Genomic DNA, 19,064 nt, shown 5'->3' with positions numbered 1-19,064 from the left:
TTTTTATATACATCTTTGTTCTGGTTAGTTTTAGCTAGTTTCCTCTAAAGGCATCTATCCCATTTAGGTCTATATTAATATCTTGGATGTTTAGCTCTCTGAGCAGATCATCGCGTACAGGATCTATCCAGCCAGGATTCCATGGATTATCGGGGTCTGTTATATCGGGAGGCGTAATTGGACTAATTCTGGGCCTATACCTTTCCAAACGAAGAGAGCCTCTTATCCTTACCATTAGTGGATCTTCTTTTTTACCTAATATGATCTGTAGTTTATCGTACAGACTATTCATCACATGGAACTTTTCCCGATGATAAATCATGCCTTCTTTTATATCACGCTGGTTTTGCTGATATGCTGTGGCTACAGGAGCGTATTTTTCTCTTGTTTTTACAAACCTTTCGTGAGCAGCTTCAGAAACTATTGATAGGGAATCATTTATTTCTGCTAAATATAGTATACTGTCGGACAGGACATTTTTTCTTTCACTGATATTAGTGAATTTTTCAAATTTTATTTTAACCTGAGCATTGACCATTTTAAGACTATCTGGAAATTGTACGCAATTTTCACTGGCATCATTGTCATTGCAGCCTGCTAGAAGTCTATCTGTGATTTTTCTTAAACTATCTAAATCACTCATCAACAAAAACGAACTGTCCGTCAGCTGGGTCATCTGATTCTGAAAGCTCCCTAAAACTTGATCATTATTCCTCATCTGTTGCTGAAGGCCATAGTATTGTCGTGAATGAACGGTAATCATACTGTCGTAATAATTGACGGAATCTCTCAAGGATGCGGAAATAGCATTGGTGTTTAGGATCCATTGTGAAGCCTCTTTCTTTTCATCTTCTAGATATTTTTCAAGAAGACTTCCGGAAGTTTGATACACCACCTCATTTCGATTTACGATGCTTGGTAACTTATCAGTGTAATTCTGCATCTTATTTTGATAGCTAACTAAGAGACTTATCAGACTAGTGATGTCTGCTTTTATAATTTCACGGCTAAAAAGTAATTTATCTCTTACATAGTCAAGACCGGTCACTAGTGCGTAATCTTTCTTAAATTTTTCTTCATAGATTTTCCTATCTGTAAATGATACTTCTGTTTCAAAATTGGAAGTTGGATCTTCTACTTTATAGGTATGACCAACTAGAAAAAGAAAGCTGTTGTACCAAGAAAAGTAATTGCAACAAGCAGGCATTATATCTGTAATAATTGATGGTGGATTTTTCGCTTCTGGAAGGGTGGGCCAAGTTGCATATCGGTCAAGGTGTGTAACAATCTGGCTACTTTTAGTATTTAGCGTCATTATTGCGTCCAGTACATCTTTACCATTTTCTACGTAAGACTTGGCTATATATAAGTCAGAACGCATGGTCTTCACATTTTCTAAGTAGGTATTCAGAAGCTGTGTTATTCCCGAAGGGTTCTGATCATAATCAGGAATTGCGGTGATGTGCCAAGCAGTTGTAAAATCTACAATTTCTTGTCTGCTAGCTGAGATAAAGAATAGCGATTTTTCCAGATTTCTACCATTAACAATTGTGGAAGGGTACATAGGAGACCTCACAAATTTTGGGGAGTAATTTTCTAAACCATTGCTCAACTGCCTATTTAGCTCAGGGGAAATTTCTATTTCTATCTGTGCGTTAACTGCAGATGAGAGGGACAACAGTACTATAAGTGCGAATAGCTTTTTCATAAGTTGTTGATGAGGTTTATGTTTCGATTGTTTGTAAACATGAGTTCAAAAGCGTAATATATATCTAGACGAGCCATGAATTCAGCTCTTTTATCCTGTTTATCTTTAAGCTCTTGCTGCAACCTTGGAAGCTCTTCCAGTTGCTCAACTATTTGTTGTCTTTTTACATTGAGAGTAGACAGTGTATTACGATTGGTGTTGATCCTAGCATTGTTATTTGATATTCTACTTTCATAAGAACTTATCTGCTTTTCTACTTTCCGCCTGTCTGAAGATCTTTTGTTTCTAAATTTTATACCTTGAGAAGGATGAGCACAATTACTTGATGTGTTACTACCACAGCAATTTTCATATGAATGATTGTTTGGGCACTTTCCGTAGGAGCATACCCCATTATTACATCTTCCGTAGTTTAACTCATATCTTTTGCTTTGTATGTAATCTTTTTTATCCCTAAGGCTGTTAAGGCTTCTTCTATAACTATTATTGGTACTTTCTAGTCCTTTTATTTGTTGCTGGTAATAATTAATATCTGATTCAACCGTGCGTAAGAGATCTTTCAAAAGATCTAATTTTCGTATTTGATCTTCAAGCTCTGCTATTTTTTCATCATAAGCTTTGGACTGTTTTTCTGCTTCATCAAATGTTTCCTGTATTGACCTTTTTTCCAATTGGAGTCCTAAAAGCGTATTGCTTTTAAATCGTTGATATTCTGCTTCTCTCTGTTTCAGGGTGGATTCCCAGCGTTTCTTTCTGAGATTTAGTTCACTAATAGCTTCACCAATGCGTTTGCTGAAGATAATATTGAAATTATACCAGTCATTAAACAAAGCTTGCCGAACTATTGCTAAACCTCCGCTTCTGATAACTTCTTCTAGGATTTTGGCTGCACGGGTATTTTCTCTTTTCAACTCTCTGAGCTTCATCAGCAGGATAATGACCTCCTGTTGCTTGCTTTCATATTCTTTTAGCTTGGTTTTGTAAAATACGGAGGCCTCTGTAAGTGATGTCAACAACTGACTTGCCGCTTGCTTGCTTCCATCAACTGGTGCACTTACTGTAGGAATACTTTCAAATTCTGGTAGATCATAGCTGTCTGCATAAGCAACAATTTGATTAATAAGCATTTCTGCTTGTGTAGAAATTTGAGTGCCAGATAGTGTATTGATTGGTTGCTTATTTTTTGCTTTATAAGCAGCATCTCTGAAAAATGAAGTTTTACTTTTTACATCTTCCACCTTCCCATAAATACCATTTAGCTTTTCCCCAGTTTCTATCAGTTTTATATAAAAAAGTGTCTCCTGTGCTAAGTTTACCTGTGCATTAACGCTGTATAAAGGTATTAATACCTGTGCAAGAAGACATAGAAATATGAGAAAAGGCTTTATTCTAAAATGTTTGTTTTCAGTATTTTTCACTTCTTTCTCTTAAAGTTGTGTTTTTAACGTACCCAAATATTTACCAACGGTCTGTTTATAGTGCGCATCCCGAAGGGCATGCATTATATACCACTTGTTGGGAATCGTTTTAATTTTCTACTTGGCGATTCTCAATATTAGCCTTCTGACAAGGTTAATTATTCTCAAATTTAATTTTTTCTATTAAATCATTGAAATATTCAGGACTCCAAATATTTAAAGCTTCATCATTTTTAATAAACCTAACAACATCTTCTTTTATACTGCTAAAAGAGACTGATTTGATTTTTGTATCCAATAGTTCGATAATCTGTTCCTTTGAAATGCTATCCTCTTGCCAGTCATTTGTATCTTTTGCCCTAGCTAAGAAATGGTTTACATCCAAGGGAATTCCTTTTTTTATATACCATTCTATGTCATACCAATCCCTTCCTTTGACTCTATTTTTCCACTTTCTAAATAGTAGGGCGTGCATTTTACCTGCAAACAAACTTGGTTTAGTAAAACACTTAACATAAAAAGAAAATGGACGGAGCAATAACTTTTCTTCGGTTTGGAAGTTTAATGGAGGCTGTCGATCAACTTCTATCTTAATTTTTAAGGTCTTATTAGAACGCACTCCAGTTTCTTTGATGATGTCTTCGAGTACAATTTCTTGCCATATTGTTTCAGTTTTCAGAAAAGCGGAATCAATAGCTGTTTGTTTTGTTTTGTTTTTTTCTTTTATACTAACAGTCAGTCCCAATGATTTGAACTCATCTAAGATGGCTTTGAAATATGGCTCAATTGAAAAATTAGAATCTGGTTTAAGTAAAGAAAAATCCAAATCTTCCGAATATCTGTCCAAACCATAAAAAATTCGAAGAGCGGTTCCTCCATAAAATGCCGATTTCTCAAAAAAATCAGTTCTTGATAAAGCAGCCAAAGTAATTTCTTGCATTATTTCTCGTAATGCCGATAATATCTCTTCTTCATTTTGAGGATCATATTCCTCTATCCACTCTTTTATCATAAGGTTAATAGTGTTTTAATAAGCATTTTTAGACTACTTTTTTTAGGAGAATTTTTAATCCAAAATTCCATAACTTTCGTATCTAATGTGCTTAACATTTCACTATCCATACGAAGGTCCTCCATTAAAAATTCTTGTGTTTGTTTGATGCTTCTAAGATTAATTTGGGGTGTTATCACTATTTTATCACATAAAGCTTTTTCACGGGAGGCAATTAATATTGTTTGCTTGGGTGAATATTCTATGTGTTTTATTCCATAGGAATAATAAGGTGCCTTTAATTGTTGGTAACTAAATCGTCCAATTGGGGTTTTGTATAATTTGGAAGTTTTTATGGTTACTGAACTTATTTCATAAGCTCTCTCTGGAATCATATTCCAATAAGACATTGCGGACTCTAATGATACATAACTTGGGCCTCTAAGGTGATTCGCTATTAGAAATGGTTCAGGTGACGGTAAGCCTATTTTAGGTCCAATTATATACAGCCCTCTTCTAATGGAAATAAGCTCGTTGCTTTTAAGTAGCTCACTAATTTTATCATTTGGACTCTGATAATCGCTTAGTAATTCTAAAATTAAATGTCTAGATATAGGAACTTCAGTATATTCCTTTATCATCGTTCTAAAATCCATATTGTCATTATTGTGTAGGATAATCGGATGTTTTCCGATTAACTAATTCAAATTTAATAAAATTATGTAAAAAAACAAACACATAATCGGAATAAATCCGATTATGTGTTTGTTTTTTTACAATTGCATTGAGATATAGAGAGTTTGCAGGAATCGCATAATTTTGCGACCACGGTTACACTTTCTAATGGGGTACCTATAGAATCGGTGAGCAAAATGTTAGGACACACCTCCATCAAAACAACACAGCACTATGCTAAGGTTTTGGATAAGAAAATTGGTGAGGATATGGAAGTGCTTATAGAGCGATACACGAATTTATAATGGGTTTTTGAGCTGCTAATTTTTTTAAGTATGCTTATTTCGTTGCTATTTTCTACAAGAAATCGAGTGTTAATGAAGTATTTACGATTGTACTTACTACGTCACTCCTGGATGGTGGAGGGGTTGACTCCATATGGTTTTTCAAGTTGTGTTTTGGGATGATTTTGGATCAAGTCCAAATGTGGTGTTTATGCAAAAATTATAGTCAATCTGTAAAGGAAGAAGAATTCTACATTTCTAACGCCTCTGGATTGCCCTCTAAAAGCTTTTATTTTGACATTGAAGGATTATACGATTTTGCTTTATAAAATAGTTCGGTATTTTCTTAAGCACTGATCTGATACAGGTTCACCGAATGAAGTGGAATATGTTAAGTAATAGAAAAGATTTGTGATGGGTTTCATTTTTTTATGCTGGTTAAGATATATAGTACGTCAGTTTTTATGATTGATATATCTATTTCATAAATTTCAACGTTAAGCATTATTGTAACTAAGATTTATGATGAGTAGTAATAATGAAAATGAGCGATTAGAGACTGTACAGCGTTTTTTGCAGCTCGATTATAATAAGTCAACCGAATTTCAAGATATTGTGGATCTTGCATCACAGTTGTGTGAAATGTCGGTTGCCCTTATCACCCTTTTGGATAAAAATGTTAACTGGCTTAAAGTTAGATCAGGGGTTGATTTGGAAGTAATGCCTAGGGAAACTTCTTTTTGCCAATATGGTATTCAACAGGATAATATTCTCATTATTCCGGATGCAACCAAGGATTCGAGATTTAATAATAATCCTTTGGTTCAATCTGATCCAAATCTGAGATTTTATGCCGGGGCTCCTTTAATTCTAAAAAATGGATTAAAACTAGGTACTCTTTGCTTATTTGATTTAAAACCTAATAATTTGACAGTGTTACAGCAGAAAACACTTAGTGTTCTTTCACGTCAAGTCACATTTCTTATGGAGCTAGAACTAAGCCATAAATTGTTACAACAACAGATTAAGGAAACGGAGTCAAAAAATGAATCGCTAAGAAAAATTGCCCAATTCCAATCGCACCAGATAAGGCAACCATTAACAGCAATAATGGGATTGATTGAGCTAGTGAACGATGGCGCTCAACCTGTAGATGAAGGTTGGTTAAAAATGTTTTCCAAAGCTATTAATAATTTTGACACAACAATACATGATATCGTATCTGAATCCATTGGTAGTGAAGATTTATAGCGAATTTCTTTTAATATTGGATAATTAATGATGCTGATTTATTTGTTATATGTCACTTTTTGTCCAAAAGCACTAATGCTAAAAAAAAGAAGAATTATGTTTGTTTTTTATCTCAGTTCTTTGGTGTATATCCATACTATGTGTTAAAGTTAAAATTAATAAAGTAAGAAATAGTCTTCATCAACTCTTTTTAGCCATTATAAATATTTTTTCTCCAAATCGAGCCTCGGGTATTGTTCATAACTGGTTGAAATCTGTATAGGAGCCTAATAGGAATTCATCATTTGATGGTAAATAGCAACATTCAAAATTGCGATACATTTAAATTGATACATTTTGATGTAGATTGATGTAAGAATCTGTTAATCAAGTATTTGTGAATAACTTACGATGTTATTTTCTTCTTATACTCCAAGCTTTTACTACTTTTATCCCAACACTCCCATATGGGAAAGCAAAAGCGCTTTTGTTCATTTTATAACCTTAAAATACAATTAAGATGGACACAATTTTAATACTAGATCGCTTAGATCGTTTAGAAAAATTATTAGTAGGTCAAAAAGAAGTTTTGACCTTTGATGAAGCTTGTGACTATACAGGAATTTCAAGAAGTTTCTTGTATAAATTAACCGCAAAAGGTGAGATTCCTCATTCCAAACCCAACGGTAAACTGCTGTTTTTTGAGAAAACGAAACTTGTGAATTGGTTACTTCAAAACAAAGTATCGCCTGCTACACTTTAATGCTTAGAATTCATTTTCTGTAAGACCTATTTAAGTTCTTTAAGCAGTTACCAATTAACAACACCTTAGTCAAGGTGAAAAAATCCATTGTTATGAATAAACAGACGCCCTATATCCGTGTAGGTACTTCGTATTATAAACATGTCAAGGCTCCAACAATAGCCGGGCACTTTAATGAAGTCCTGGTGCATTGGAATATTGAAACGATACGGCAAGATTGTGGAAAAGACTATATCAGTCAAATTCCTAAATATGATGGGTTTACCTGTATGCCCAATCATATTGCTTATAAGCGAGAGCATGAAAAATTCTACAATACGTATTCCCCATTAAGCAAAGTACCTACACAAGGAACTATTGAGAGCTCAAGAAAATTTATCCAACACATTTTTGGGAAGCATGAGGAGTTGGGTCTGGATTACTTGCAATTATTGTTTGTCCGACCCATCCAGATATTACCCATACTTTGTTTGGTATCCAAACAGCGCTCCACAGGGAAAAGCACTTTTTTGAAATGGCTAAAAACCATCTTTGAGAACAACCTTACCTATCTTACCAATGATAGTTTCAGCAGCCAATTCAATGCGGATTGGGCAAATAAATTATTGATATGTATTGACGAAGTGCTTTTTAATAAGGAAGAACTAACCGAACGGATCAAATACTTGAGCACTACCAATATTAATACGCTCGAAGCAAAAGGGAAGGATAAAAGGGAAGTAGAGTTTTTTGGAAAGTTTATCCTCTGTAGTAATAATGAGGATAACTTTATTAAGATCGATGGCAATGAAACTCGGTTTTGGGTATTGAAGGTGCCAACGCTTGTTGATGAGGATACGGGGTTTCTGGAAGCACTTATAGCAGAAGTTCCGGCATTCCTATTTTTTCTGCAACATCGGAAACTCACGACCCAAAATAAGACCCGAATGTGGTTCACTCCCCAACAGCTAAGAACCGGGGCCTTAAAAAAGTTGGTGCAGAACAATCGCAACCGAGTAGAAAAAGAATTAGCTAGCTTGCTACTGAGTGCCATGGAACATTTTGACCTCGAAGAAATACATCTCTGTCCCTTAGATGCACTTCATATTTTAAATAAGACCCGTATCAGAACGGATTTGACCCAGCTTAGACGATTACTAAAAAGGGAATGGAGACTGGAGAACAAGGACAACTCGCTAAGCTATCAGAAGATTACGATTTGGCAGGATGGTTCTATGCAATTAACGGATGTAAAAGGAAGGTATTTTACGGTGGAAAAATCGTTTCTATTAGAAAATTTTGATGAACCGATGACAGGCTAGGTTAAAACCAATGCCTGTCGCTATTGCGGCCGTCATCAGTATATCATCTTTTGTTCATCAAAATAATAAATGATGCGGAATAAACCATCAAAAAAATCAAGAATGATGAACTGATGAAGAAATTGATGACATGGGAAGTACAGTATGTAAAGGGATTCGAAGCAAATTACATCAAAACATCAAAAATTTACTAAAAACTAGTTGGCTGATGAAAAAAGAAAGAACACCTAAATTATCGTGTGAAAGAGCCCGAGCTTTTTCCATCGAAAAGGCGCTGGCAAAACTCGGGCACTTTCCGACCCAATCAACGGAGAAAGAAGCTTGGTTTCTGAGTCCTTTCAGGTCAGAATCCCAAGCCTCTTTCAAGGTATCTAAGGAACTTAATCGTTGGTACGACCATGGCGCAGGAAAGGGTGGTAATGTCATCGATTTGGTGTGCCTGATCAAAAAGACCTCGGTCAAAGAAACCCTTAACTGGTTGGAAAAGGATCAAATCTCTTTTTCTTTTCAGCAGCAGTGTGTTTTAGAAAAGCCAAAAAGGGATGGGCTGCAAGTGTTATACGTACAACCGATTCAGCATTATGGGCTCATCAGGTATTTGTTGGAACGAAAAATTGCTATGGCTACAGCAGCTATGCTTTGTAAGGAGGTTCATTATCTACATCAGGGGAGACGGTACTTCGCTGTAGGATTGAAAAATGTTTCAGGTGGTTGGGAACTGCGTAATCGATATTTTAAAAACTCCAGTTCCCCAAAAGATGTGACCCATATCAAAAATGGAAGGGAGAAACTAATCGTAACGGAAGGGATGTTCGATATGCTCTCTATACTAGAAACCTCTAAATGTCTTAAAGAACACTATGATTTTTTGGTATTGAACTCCACAACCTTTCTAGAAAAAGCCATGTCCTATTTAGATGATTATGACCAAATAGAACTCTATTTAGACACTGATGAAAATGGCAAACGGACGACTGAAAACTTATTAGGATACACTAGTAAGTGCAGAGATAAATCTGGACTTTATAGCAGCTATAAAGATGTTAACGAATGGCACATGGAAAACGCAAAAAATAGACATGGGACGTAAGCGCAAGATGTGTCATTGTCATGACAATCTTGCTTTTACTCCCGATGGTTGCAAAAGAAAATGAAAAAAACGAAGAAGACCGTTATTCAGTTTAGATGTGGCATCTATGAAAAAAAGCTACTTAAAAAACGCGCCCAAAAAGCAGGTTTATCGTTAAGCGAATTTTGTTTACGAGCCGCTTTAGATATCAAGGTTATTGAGATATTAAACCAAGAGCAAGTCGAGTGTTATAAAACTTTAATGAAGTATAGTAACAATTTTACCGCGATTGGAAACATGTATCGCAAACATAATCCTCAATTAACTGAAGAGGTGTATGCGCTTGCTAAAGAAATAAAAGAACACTTAAATAATTTCAAGCAATGATCGGAAAAGGGAAATCGATAGCACATACTGCGGCTTCTATGAAATATGGATGGAATCAAGAAAAGGATGCAACCGTAGTTTTAAAACAACATTTGGTGGGGGATAATCCAAAGGAAATCTCTAACGAATTTAAAATTATACAACAAATGAATACCAAGTGCGAGAAGAACACCATCAGCTTTGTTTTAAGTCCCACTATAGAAGATGGTAAAAAACTGACAGATAAACGGCTTGGAGAAATAGCCAAAGAATTCATTAAAGAAATGAAGCTTACAGACCATCAGGCCATCGCTTTTGTTCACAAAGACAAAGAACACATCCATATTCATTTATACGTCAACAGAATTGATTTTAAAGGGAAAGCTTATGCGGATAATTTTATAGGGAAACGAGCAAGTTTTCATGCTGAAAAAATAGCCAGAGCTATGGGCTTGAAAACAGTTAAAGAGGTTCAGAACGAAAAATTACATAGACTAAAACATATTCGAGCTGAAATGAAGCAGCTACATGATACCGTACTCCGTTTAGAAAAGCCTCGTTCTTTTGAACAATACATCACTAAAATGAAAGTCAAAGATGTGAAGGTGATTCCAAGCATCAATAAAGCCAATAAGCTACAAGGGTTTAGATTTGAATATAAGGGTGTCAATTTAAAAGGTAGTGAAGTCCATAGATCGATGTCTGGTGGAAAAATTGGCGCTGAATTGGCGAATAATACACCCCAATATATGAGCAAGGCTAGTGTGAACACGGTCAATATTCTAGGGAAAGGACTTGAGATGAGTGTAAGTTTAGTGGCAAGTATCGCTAAATCGGCGGTTAAGAAAGTAATATCAAAAGGAATTGACATAGGACTATAGTCATGGCGAAAATCGATGAATTATCAGAATTATTAATTGAAGAATTGAGTGACTTCAAACTACAAATAAATAAACTAGAAGCGGTATCAAACGAAATACAGTCTATGGTAATTAAGCCCGATATCAGTGAATTAAAATCGTATATGGATGCAGCATTACAGCTTCAAAACGAAATTGTAAAAGATCAAAACCTAAGACTAGGCGCTATTTCGAATAAGCTAACCGATTCCAATAGGTATCCGAAATGGTTGGTAGGGCTACTGAGTTTATCACTAATGGCAATTTTACTTGTAACGGGTTACAGCATCTATCAACTCCAACGCATTCCAGAAATGAAACAACTCGAATATGAAAAGGGGCGAAAAGAAATGGTGGATCATTTTTATGAATTCCTGGAAAGTGATGCTCCCTCCAAAAAAGCCTATTTGAAGTGGAAATCAGAAGAAAATGTTCCTTAAAAATAAGTAGTATGCGCCCTATCCGATTTTTTATTAAGTAAAGGAGTCGTAAAACAAATAGTCAGATTATATAAGATTTTGTACGTAAGATGCACTATAGAGGGATTATTTAACCACCTATTTTTTTAAAAAAATCAGATAAGGTAATACCCCTAGCTTCACAAATTCTCTTTAAAGTTTCCACAGGTATTCGATATTCCCTAATGTTTTTTATTTTCCTTACAGTACTCTCGTCGATATTATGCAACATAGCAAAGGCATTTTGGGATTTACCTTCCTTTAACCAGGGATGTAGCCACTCCTTAGTTATATAAGTACATATTTCAACATTTATATTAATCATATAAACAAAGGAAATGGATGACTTATAAAAAACTTCGGTCGTTCGACCGTAATTTAAAGATATTTATTATATTAGCCATTGAATTATTAAATTAGCGAAACTTCTTCTAGTAAAAAATTAGAAGCATTCGCTTTGAATCTCGCATCAGAAACTGGTAATTTTTAACGACGAGAGAATAAGTGTAAACGCTCACGACCCGGGGCGTGGGCTTGCTTATTGTCGTGCGGTATACCAGTACCTTGATGCGGTAAGTTGAGACTCCACGCCCTTTTTGTTTGTAGAGAAAGGTCTCGCTTCTCAACCTTTTCAAAGCTATCTGCTCTTCCTAACTACTAAGAACTCGCTGACGTTAGTATAGCTAAATTCAATTTAAATGAGATCTTATGTCGTTCGATACTTTTGAATTATTAAAGAAAGGTTGTCCTGCTGCCTTTGCGGATATTCATGCCAAATACAGCAGGAGTATCTTCTGGTTGGGCATGGGCTACATCCGAGATCAATTTGTCATAGAATCCTTGGTTCAGGATACTTTTTTAAAATTATGGGTGCATCGAGATCGCATAGAAACCTCTAAGCATATTTTCCTTTTCTTACGCTTTGTGATGAAAAGGGAATGTATTACCTATTATACACGCCCTAAAAATAAGTTTTTAAGAGCAGTCCACTCCTTAGATAAATTTGAAAACTATCAGGACTATATGGTAGGGTACGACCCCATCCGTGACCGTGAACACTTAAAAACCCAAGCGAAGGAAGAACAAGCCTTCCAGAGGGTTCAAAGCTTGTTACCCCTATTGGACGCTGAAGGTAGCCATTTGATTGAGCTATGTTTAACCTATGGCTTTCAATATAAAGCTATTGCTGAGGCTATGGGCATCACTATTACAGAAACTAGCAATAGGATTAAAAAGGCGATTAATGATCTCAAGACCATTATCGACCAAGGAGAAATCCTTGAATCCAAACAAGGAGGTACTCAAATAAAGCATCAAGGGGTTATGACCGATAAGCAAGCTGAAGTATTGAAACTCCGCTGTGAAGCGAAGTATTCCTTTGCGGCAATAGCCAAAGCACTCAACCTATCCCAAAAGGAAGTACACCGTATGTTTATGGAGGCCTATCGGCTTATACAAGACAAAAACGAACAGCAACTACAATCGGCTTGATATGGAAAAGACGACACTCAAACTGTCCCGAAAGATTCAGCTCTTGGTTGACCTGCCCACCAAGGAAGAACGAAAGGAGGCGCTAGATAAACTGTACCAATGGCAGAACAGGTGTTTTAGGGCAGCCAATCTTATTGTTACCCATTTGTATGTACAGGAAATGATTAAGGAATTCTTTTACCTATCGGAAGGGATAAAATACAAACTAGCCGATGAAAAAAAAGATGAATTAGGAATCTTACAACGTTCTCGTATCAATACCACCTATCGTATGGTATCCAATCGCTTTAAGGGAGAAATCCCTACCAACATCTTATCCAACCTCAATAATGTGTTGCTCTCTTCCTTTAATCAAAACAGACCACAATACTGGAGAGGGGAACGTTCCTTAAAAAACTTCCGTAGGGATATGGCTTTTCCCTTTAGCTTGGAGGGTATAAGAGGACTAGCCTATGATGAAGAGAAAAAGGCATTTACCTTTCGCTTATTTCAGATTCCTTTTAAGACGTATTTAGGGAATGACCATACGGACAAACGAGTGTTGTTGGAGCGGGTCATACAAGGAAAAACCAAGCTTTGTATGTCAAACATGAAACTAAAGGAGGGTAAAATCTTTTGGTTACCGATTTTTGAAATTGAAAAAGAAGAACACTGCCTAAGACCAGAACTCATAGCAGAGGCTTCTTTGTCGCTAGAATATCCCATTGTGGTGAAAACCAATACCGCAAAGCTTACCATAGGTACTAGAGAAGAGTTCCTGTACAGAAGGCTAGCCATACAGGCATCGAGGAAAAGAGCACAGGGTGGGGCAAGCTATTCTAGATCAGGCAAAGGAACCACAAGAAAAGTAAAGGCAGTGGATAAGTTTCATGATATGGAAAACAAGTATGTACGCCATCGGATCCATGTGTATAGTAGGAGACTTATCGACTTCTGTGTGAAGCATCAGGTGGGAACGCTTCTATTGGTCAATCAAGAAACGAAGATAGGAATAGCCAAAGAGGAGGAGTTTGTCTTACGAAATTGGAGCTATTATGATTTAATGACGAAGATAAAGTACAAGGCTGAGAAGGCAGGTATTGAACTTATTGTAGACTGAGTATGAACATATCGAGGGTGCTTGTACACCCTCAAGGTGAGGTCTAGGACACTCACTAAATGCGAACAGCATATACAACGCGTGGGCTCACTTTTTTTTGTTAAGCCTAGATTAAAGATAGCATGAAGGAATAGGGGCTGTTATGAACAGGGCTAGCTAAGACCGGGTTTTGGGGTATAACCATAAGTTAGGACTAGCGAATTATTGGCAATGGCACTATGCTATAAATACCTAAAGGGATTACAGCGTTAGTACTAGGAATTCTTTTCTTTTTCAGCGGCACAAAATCCTCACTAAGTCATTGTAATCCTTATGTCAAATCTTTGATTGCTTCATTGCGTAACGTTTTCCTCACACTTTATAGTATTAGTTTTGGTAAGGATTTGGGTTTTGATGCGAACCCAAATGAGTATAACAATATTGAAGGTGTAATCAGGTAGTAATTTTAAAAATGTTATTAAATGGATGATGAATAAAAGTTCAAGTAGTTTTCACCCTAATAAATTTGATTTCGTTTCAAATGACTCAGAAAATCTTTCTAGTATTCCAAGAAATTACCTGTTCGTTATGCAAATTAGAAATGTAAATTTTCAATGGATGTATTATTATATCCAAATCTCTTCCAATCTTTTTGTTGGCAATTGTATTTCATGAGCCAATTAAATGCATTATTTGGCTCAATCTCCTAAATAATATCCTATTTTCAAATTTCATTAAAAAGTATGGGTTAAAGTTTTGTGAAATTCCTAGTCATTTATCCTTTACGAATTTACGTAATGGACGATAGTTGGTTTTTCTCTATTTTAGATTTAAATTATGATAAAATGTTAAAAAAAATACTTCTTATACTTTTAGTTTTTCTTGCCTTTAATGGATATGCTCAGAACGACAATATCAGTTTAGTATCATGGAATATTAGAGATTTTGGACAAACAAAAAGCAGTGAAGAATTAGATGAAATTACTGAAATTGTTAGAGATGTAGATATTATTGCCATACAAGAAGTAGTTGCAGGTTATGGTGGGGCACAGGCGGTTGCAAAATTAACAGATATACTAAACAGAAAGGGTAGTAAGTGGGATTATGTGATTAGTAACCCTACTCATAGTTCAAAGTATGTGACGGAGCGATATGCTTTTATTTGGAAAACCAAGCATATAAAAATAAAAAACAGAGGCAGATTAGTAAAGGAGTTAGATTCTCTAATAGATAGAGAACCTTTTTTGTTAGATTTCTATTTGAGTGAAAAGAAGTTTACCATACTTAATTTTCATTCAAGGCCTTTTGATAAAGACCCAGAAAGCGAAATAAAAGCACTAACCAATTATATTACAAACTCTTCAAATTCAGCTTTACTAATCGCTGGAGATTTTAATGTTGATGAAAAGAAAGAGGTTTTTGATACGTTGAAAAGTAATGGTTTTAATGCCTCAATTTCGAATCAGAAAACAACTTTGAAAAAGGCATGTACTCAAAATGAGTATTTAAACCACCCTATCGATAATATATTTTACTCTCGGGGAATAAATAAATTAAAAAGTAAGGTTATCGATTTTGTTAATGTTTGCGATAATCTTGATAAAGCTAGAAAGCTGTCTGACCATTTACCTGTTTATTTGAAGTTTTCGATTGAATGATTGGCAAAAAAAAGTCCCACCGAAGCAGGACTAAAGGTTTTCACCTACGGCATATAGCCTTATTGTGATAAGATTAAAGATTAGAAGTTTTAATCTATTAACGAAGATAGTTAAATACTTTTAAAATATATTACGCTTTTGTGTAAAGGACTACAACAATTTATTTATAAGTTTATATTTCATAATGTGTAGGGTAAAATGGCAAAAATTTTAGGATTAGATTTAGGAACAAATAGTATTGGTTGGGCCCTAATAGACGATGTTCAAAATAAAATTTTAGGTATTGGAAGTAGAATATTTCCAATGGGTGTTGAAAATTTGGGTGATGGAGACAATGAGATGTCCAAAAATGCAAGCAGAACAGGTGCACGTGGTATTAGGAGACAATTTTTCAGAAAAAGACTTAGAAAAAAAATATTACTAAAAGCACTTTCGGAGAATAATATGTGTCCATTGGTTGAAATGGATTTTATAGATTGGAAAAAAACTAAAAACTTTCCTTCAGAAAAATTATCATCTTGGTTTGCATTAAATCCTTATGAATTAAGGCAAAAGGCTTTGTTGGAGAAACTCACTTTGGAAGAAATTGGTAGAATTTTTTATCATATAATTCAAAGACGTGGGTTTCTAAGTAATAGTCGCAAAGGAGGGAGTGAAGAAGGTGCAATATTTAAGGGAAATGCGAAAGACGGTAAAATAGGGATAACAGAAACCCAAGAAAAAATAGGAGGCACAACATTAGGGTCATACTTATTTGATCTTTATCCTAAAAAAAATGAACCTTTTCAAAACGGTTTGGATCGAATTAGAAATAGATATACAACTCGTAGGATGTATGTTGATGAATTTGAAGTGATTTGGGAAAGTCAAAAACAGTATCATTCTAGTTTAAATCAAAATTTAAAGACCCTGTTTGGTGGTAGAAAAATAGATGGATATAAAGAAGATGGTATTATTTTTCATCAACGCCCTTTGCGTTCTCAAAAGAATTTAGTTGGCAATTGTTCGTTTGAACCCTCAAAAAATAAATGCCCAATTAGCGCTATTGCTTTTGAACAATTTCGTGTTTGGCAATGGGTAAATACGGTAGAGTATAATGGAAATAAAATATCCCAAGAACAAAAAGAAATAATTGTAGATTTTTTATATGCTCATGAAAAGCCAGATTTTAAAAAGATTAGAAAAGTACTAGGAAAAGAAAGTGCAGAATTCAAATTCAACTATAAGGATGATGATAAAATTGTTGGTACACATACCATCTCAAATTTATCAAATAAAAAATTCTTTGGAAAGGAATGGTTTGAATTTTCAGAAAAAGAGCAGGAGGATATTTGGCATGTTTTGTATTTTTTTGATAGTAAATCAAACTTAAAGGAATATGCTGTTCGTAAATGGAATTTTAATGAAGAACAAGCCCAAGCCATTTCAAAATTTAACTTAAAAGATGGTTATGCAAGTTTAAGTCGAAAAGCTATTTTAAATATCTTACCATTTCTACAAATGGGTTTCACTTATGATGTTGCAGTTGTTATCGGTGGAATAAAAAATGCTTTTGGGTTAGTTTGGGAAAAACTATCAGAGGAGAAAAGAAACTTTTTAATTGATAATGTTGAGGGTATTGTGCGTTCTAGAACTAAAGGTGGTTTTATAAATATCATCAAAGATATTCTCCGTAATGATTTTAATATTTCAGATAATCAAATGAAGAAGTTGTATCATCATTCAGCAAAAATCGATGCATCAGAACTTCTTGAGAAACTTCCAATTAACAAAGATGCAGATAAAGAAATACAAGCTATACGAAATCCTATTGTTATCACTGCATTATTTGAATTACGAAAATTAGTGAATGAATTGATTGACGACCATGGGAAAATTGATGAAATAAAAGTAGAAATGGCTCGTGATTTAAAAATTTCTAAAGCACAGCGTAATAAAATTCGTAGGGATCAAAAACGACTAGAAAAAGAAAATGATAGGGTAAAAGTTGAGGTTTTAAAATACACGAACATATCTCATGATAATATTTTAAAATTTAAACTTTGGGAAGAATCAAAAAAAACATGCCCTTATACAGGCAAAGCCATTTCAATTGAGCAACTTTTTTCAGGAGAAATACAAATAGAGCATATACATCCTTGGAGTCGTTCATTAAATGATAGTTTTTCTAATAAAACATTATGTTATGCGGATGAAAATAGAAAAAAGGGAAACAAAACACCTTTTGAATTTTATAGTTCTGATGAAAACAATTGGTCAGCAATAAAAGAGCGCGCTTTAAAATTATTTTCAGATACTAAAGAATATCCAACAGCATACCACAAGTTTAAAAAATTTGTACAGCAAAAATTTGATGATGATTTTACTTCTCGACAACTAAATGACACACGTTATATAAGTAAAGAAGCAAAAAACTATTTGGCAAAAGTTTGTAAAAATATAATTGTTTCTCCCGGTCAAGCAACTTCAAACCTTCGTCGTAAATGGGGGTTGAATACTATTTTGAATGATGAAAATATAAAATCGAGAGAAGACCATAGACACCATGCTATTGATGCTTTAGTAATGGCTTGCACTAAAACAGTTTATGTTCAAGAATTATCAAAGTGGAATAGGTATAATAAAGACTCAGTATTAAGAGAATTTCCAATGCCTTGGGAAACCTTTAGATATGACGCAGAAAAAGCACTTGAGAATATTTTGGTTTCCCATAAAAGAGTATCAAATGATATTACGGTAAGGACTCATATTTCAGAGAAAAACGGTAATAAATATAAAAATGTGGGTGTTGCAGCCAGAGGTCAATTGCATAAAGAAACTGTTTTTGGAAAAAGAGATTTTAATGGTGAAGAAGCATTTCATGTAAGAAAATCAATTGATAGTTTAGAAACCCCAAAACAAATTGATAAAGTAGTAGATAAAACCACACGTTTTTTAATATTAAAACGAGTTCAAGAATTAGGAGGTTTTGTAAAAGGTAAAGTTCCTTTAAATACATTTTTTGTAGTTGACGAAAATGGGATAAAACAGCCACAAATATTTTTGCCAAATAAAAATGGAAATCCAGTTCCAATTTTGAAAGTAAGAATGAAAGAAAATATTGGCGGGGCAGAAAAATTAAAAGAAAATATAAATCAATGGGTAAATCCTAGAAATAATCATCATGTATTAATTTACAAAGATGAAAGAGAAAATTTAAAAGAAGAAGTTGTTACATTTTGGACGGTTGTTGAACGCAAAAGAACTGGTGAATCAGCATACAAGTTACCAACAGACGGTAAAGAAATTGTTACTACGCTCCATATTAATGATATGTTTCTACTAGGTTTAAATGATAATGATATTAATTGGGAAGATCTTGATTATGAAATTTTGAAAGAGCATCTATATAGAGTACAAAAGCTTACATCTGGGGATTATTTTTTCAGGAAGCACGTTTCTTCTACTGTTACAGATGCAAACTTTATTCAAATTAGAGGATTTGGGGAAGGTAAAACAGGTTGGGTTAGATTTAATCCAATTAAAATTAAATTAACAGTTTCAGGCAAGGTGTCAAAGCAAATTTAATTCTACTTACACCTTTTAGATAAGAATTCAAAAGTTCATTGACATAAATAAATTTAATATTTATATTAAAATCAAGAGTTCAATATTCAATTCAAAATAGTTTAGCTT

16 protein-coding genes and 1 pseudogene are annotated in these 19,064 nt (G+C 34.4%); 12 read left to right on the top strand and 5 right to left on the bottom strand.

All coding sequences use genetic code 11. The features are described 5' to 3' along the window. Positions 1-34 precede the first annotated feature (34 nt). The 4 genes from BLQ19_RS01855 to BLQ19_RS01840 all read right to left on the bottom strand — a co-directional run bounded on the left by BLQ19_RS01855 (position 35) and on the right by BLQ19_RS01840 (position 4,773). On the bottom strand, positions 35-1,708 hold the full coding sequence (locus tag BLQ19_RS01855) for a hypothetical protein (RefSeq protein ID WP_074537221.1): 1,674 nt from the start codon (positions 1,706-1,708) through the stop codon (positions 35-37). Further along, positions 1,705-3,126 (bottom strand): coiled-coil domain-containing protein, encoded by a 1,422-nt coding sequence (locus BLQ19_RS01850; protein ID WP_074537220.1) that lies wholly within the window; start codon positions 3,124-3,126, stop codon positions 1,705-1,707. The genes BLQ19_RS01855 and BLQ19_RS01850 overlap by 4 nt, the downstream gene beginning before the upstream one ends. A gap of 154 nt (positions 3,127-3,280) precedes the next feature. Next, the gene (locus tag BLQ19_RS01845; protein WP_074537219.1) at positions 3,281-4,138 is read right to left on the bottom strand and encodes a nucleotidyl transferase AbiEii/AbiGii toxin family protein; all 858 of its coding nucleotides are present in this window, start codon (positions 4,136-4,138) and stop codon (positions 3,281-3,283) included. After that, positions 4,135-4,773 (bottom strand): type IV toxin-antitoxin system AbiEi family antitoxin domain-containing protein, encoded by a 639-nt coding sequence (locus BLQ19_RS01840; RefSeq protein ID WP_074537218.1) that lies wholly within the window; start codon positions 4,771-4,773, stop codon positions 4,135-4,137. The genes BLQ19_RS01845 and BLQ19_RS01840 overlap by 4 nt, the downstream gene beginning before the upstream one ends. 156 nt (positions 4,774-4,929) lie before the next feature. On the opposite strand from BLQ19_RS01840, the pseudogene BLQ19_RS01835 reads away from it, so the two are divergent. The 8 genes and pseudogenes from BLQ19_RS01835 to BLQ19_RS01795 form a co-directional block, all read left to right on the top strand. Further along, positions 4,930-5,097, top strand: a pseudogene (locus tag BLQ19_RS01835) (tyrosine-type recombinase/integrase); the annotation flags it as partial. Positions 5,098-5,598: 501 nt separating this feature from the next. After that, positions 5,599-6,327 carry a GAF domain-containing protein gene (locus BLQ19_RS01825; protein WP_074537217.1) on the top strand — a complete coding sequence of 243 codons (729 nt, stop codon included), beginning with the start codon at positions 5,599-5,601 and terminating at the stop codon, positions 6,325-6,327. A 499-nt stretch (positions 6,328-6,826) separates the two neighbouring features. Beyond that, positions 6,827-7,069, top strand: a complete 243-nt coding sequence (locus BLQ19_RS01820; RefSeq protein WP_074537216.1) for a helix-turn-helix domain-containing protein — start codon at positions 6,827-6,829, stop codon at positions 7,067-7,069. A gap of 92 nt (positions 7,070-7,161) precedes the next feature. Continuing rightward, a complete protein-coding gene (locus tag BLQ19_RS01815; RefSeq protein ID WP_074537215.1) occupies positions 7,162-8,370 on the top strand; it encodes a primase-helicase family protein in 1,209 nt (402 codons plus the stop codon). A gap of 130 nt (positions 8,371-8,500) precedes the next feature. Further along, complete coding sequence (locus BLQ19_RS01810; RefSeq protein ID WP_254788174.1) at positions 8,501-9,460, top strand: DUF8464 domain-containing protein; 960 nt, start codon at positions 8,501-8,503, stop codon at positions 9,458-9,460. A 60-nt stretch (positions 9,461-9,520) separates the two neighbouring features. Further along, the gene (gene mbpA / locus BLQ19_RS01805) at positions 9,521-9,826 is read left to right on the top strand and encodes a mobilization protein MbpA (RefSeq protein ID WP_074537214.1); all 306 of its coding nucleotides are present in this window, start codon (positions 9,521-9,523) and stop codon (positions 9,824-9,826) included. Further along, entirely contained in the window at positions 9,823-10,686 is an 864-nt protein-coding gene (locus BLQ19_RS01800) for a relaxase/mobilization nuclease domain-containing protein (protein WP_074537213.1), read from the top strand. Before mbpA ends, BLQ19_RS01800 begins: the two co-directional genes overlap by 4 nt. Positions 10,687-10,688: 2 nt before the next feature. Then, positions 10,689-11,144 (top strand): DUF6730 family protein, encoded by a 456-nt coding sequence (locus BLQ19_RS01795; RefSeq protein WP_074537212.1) that lies wholly within the window; start codon positions 10,689-10,691, stop codon positions 11,142-11,144. A gap of 109 nt (positions 11,145-11,253) precedes the next feature. Here BLQ19_RS01795 and BLQ19_RS21750 read toward each other — a convergent pair whose 3' ends face one another. Further along, positions 11,254-11,487: a helix-turn-helix domain-containing protein gene (locus BLQ19_RS21750; RefSeq protein WP_074537211.1), complete on the bottom strand. Its 234-nt coding sequence runs from the start codon at positions 11,485-11,487 to the stop codon at positions 11,254-11,256. Positions 11,488-11,870: 383 nt separating this feature from the next. Between BLQ19_RS21750 and BLQ19_RS01785 the strand changes: the two genes are divergently transcribed. The 4 genes from BLQ19_RS01785 to cas9 all read left to right on the top strand — a co-directional run bounded on the left by BLQ19_RS01785 (position 11,871) and on the right by cas9 (position 18,956). Further along, positions 11,871-12,653 carry an RNA polymerase sigma factor gene (locus tag BLQ19_RS01785; protein ID WP_074537210.1) on the top strand — a complete coding sequence of 261 codons (783 nt, stop codon included), beginning with the start codon at positions 11,871-11,873 and terminating at the stop codon, positions 12,651-12,653. Position 12,654: 1 nt separating this feature from the next. Continuing rightward, positions 12,655-13,752 (top strand): hypothetical protein, encoded by a 1,098-nt coding sequence (locus BLQ19_RS01780; RefSeq protein WP_074537209.1) that lies wholly within the window; start codon positions 12,655-12,657, stop codon positions 13,750-13,752. An 824-nt stretch (positions 13,753-14,576) separates the two neighbouring features. Then, the gene (locus BLQ19_RS01775; protein WP_074537365.1) at positions 14,577-15,389 is read left to right on the top strand and encodes an endonuclease/exonuclease/phosphatase family protein; all 813 of its coding nucleotides are present in this window, start codon (positions 14,577-14,579) and stop codon (positions 15,387-15,389) included. A 198-nt stretch (positions 15,390-15,587) separates the two neighbouring features. Further along, positions 15,588-18,956, top strand: a complete 3,369-nt coding sequence (gene cas9 / locus BLQ19_RS01770; RefSeq protein WP_074537208.1) for a type II CRISPR RNA-guided endonuclease Cas9 — start codon at positions 15,588-15,590, stop codon at positions 18,954-18,956. Positions 18,957-19,064: the final 108 nt, after the last annotated feature.

The sequence above is a fragment of the Cellulophaga baltica genome (assembly GCF_900102165.1).
GTDB classification, from domain to species: Bacteria; Bacteroidota; Bacteroidia; order Flavobacteriales; family Flavobacteriaceae; genus Cellulophaga; species Cellulophaga baltica.
This window is presented reverse-complemented; position numbering and strand designations above follow the sequence as displayed.

Excerpts from the sequence above, each read along its gene's own strand:
- BLQ19_RS21750 (WP_074537211.1), bottom strand. The coding sequence starts at position 11,487 with ATGATTAATATAAATGTTGAAATATGTACTTATATAACTAAGGAGTGG.
- BLQ19_RS01775 (WP_074537365.1), top strand. The coding sequence starts at position 14,577 with ATGTTAAAAAAAATACTTCTTATACTTTTAGTTTTTCTTGCCTTTAAT.
- BLQ19_RS01795 (WP_074537212.1), top strand. The coding sequence starts at position 10,689 with ATGGCGAAAATCGATGAATTATCAGAATTATTAATTGAAGAATTGAGT.
- cas9 (WP_074537208.1), top strand. The coding sequence starts at position 15,588 with ATGGCAAAAATTTTAGGATTAGATTTAGGAACAAATAGTATTGGTTGG.
- BLQ19_RS01800 (WP_074537213.1), top strand. The coding sequence starts at position 9,823 with ATGATCGGAAAAGGGAAATCGATAGCACATACTGCGGCTTCTATGAAA.
- BLQ19_RS01815 (WP_074537215.1), top strand. The coding sequence starts at position 7,162 with ATGAATAAACAGACGCCCTATATCCGTGTAGGTACTTCGTATTATAAA.
- BLQ19_RS01810 (WP_254788174.1), top strand. The coding sequence starts at position 8,501 with ATGGGAAGTACAGTATGTAAAGGGATTCGAAGCAAATTACATCAAAAC.
- BLQ19_RS01845 (WP_074537219.1), bottom strand. The coding sequence starts at position 4,138 with ATGATAAAAGAGTGGATAGAGGAATATGATCCTCAAAATGAAGAAGAG.
- BLQ19_RS01825 (WP_074537217.1), top strand. The coding sequence starts at position 5,599 with ATGATGAGTAGTAATAATGAAAATGAGCGATTAGAGACTGTACAGCGT.
- BLQ19_RS01840 (WP_074537218.1), bottom strand. The coding sequence starts at position 4,773 with ATGGATTTTAGAACGATGATAAAGGAATATACTGAAGTTCCTATATCT.
- BLQ19_RS01855 (WP_074537221.1), bottom strand. The coding sequence starts at position 1,708 with ATGAAAAAGCTATTCGCACTTATAGTACTGTTGTCCCTCTCATCTGCA.
- BLQ19_RS01785 (WP_074537210.1), top strand. The coding sequence starts at position 11,871 with ATGTCGTTCGATACTTTTGAATTATTAAAGAAAGGTTGTCCTGCTGCC.
- BLQ19_RS01820 (WP_074537216.1), top strand. The coding sequence starts at position 6,827 with ATGGACACAATTTTAATACTAGATCGCTTAGATCGTTTAGAAAAATTA.
- mbpA (WP_074537214.1), top strand. The coding sequence starts at position 9,521 with ATGAAAAAAACGAAGAAGACCGTTATTCAGTTTAGATGTGGCATCTAT.
- BLQ19_RS01780 (WP_074537209.1), top strand. The coding sequence starts at position 12,655 with ATGGAAAAGACGACACTCAAACTGTCCCGAAAGATTCAGCTCTTGGTT.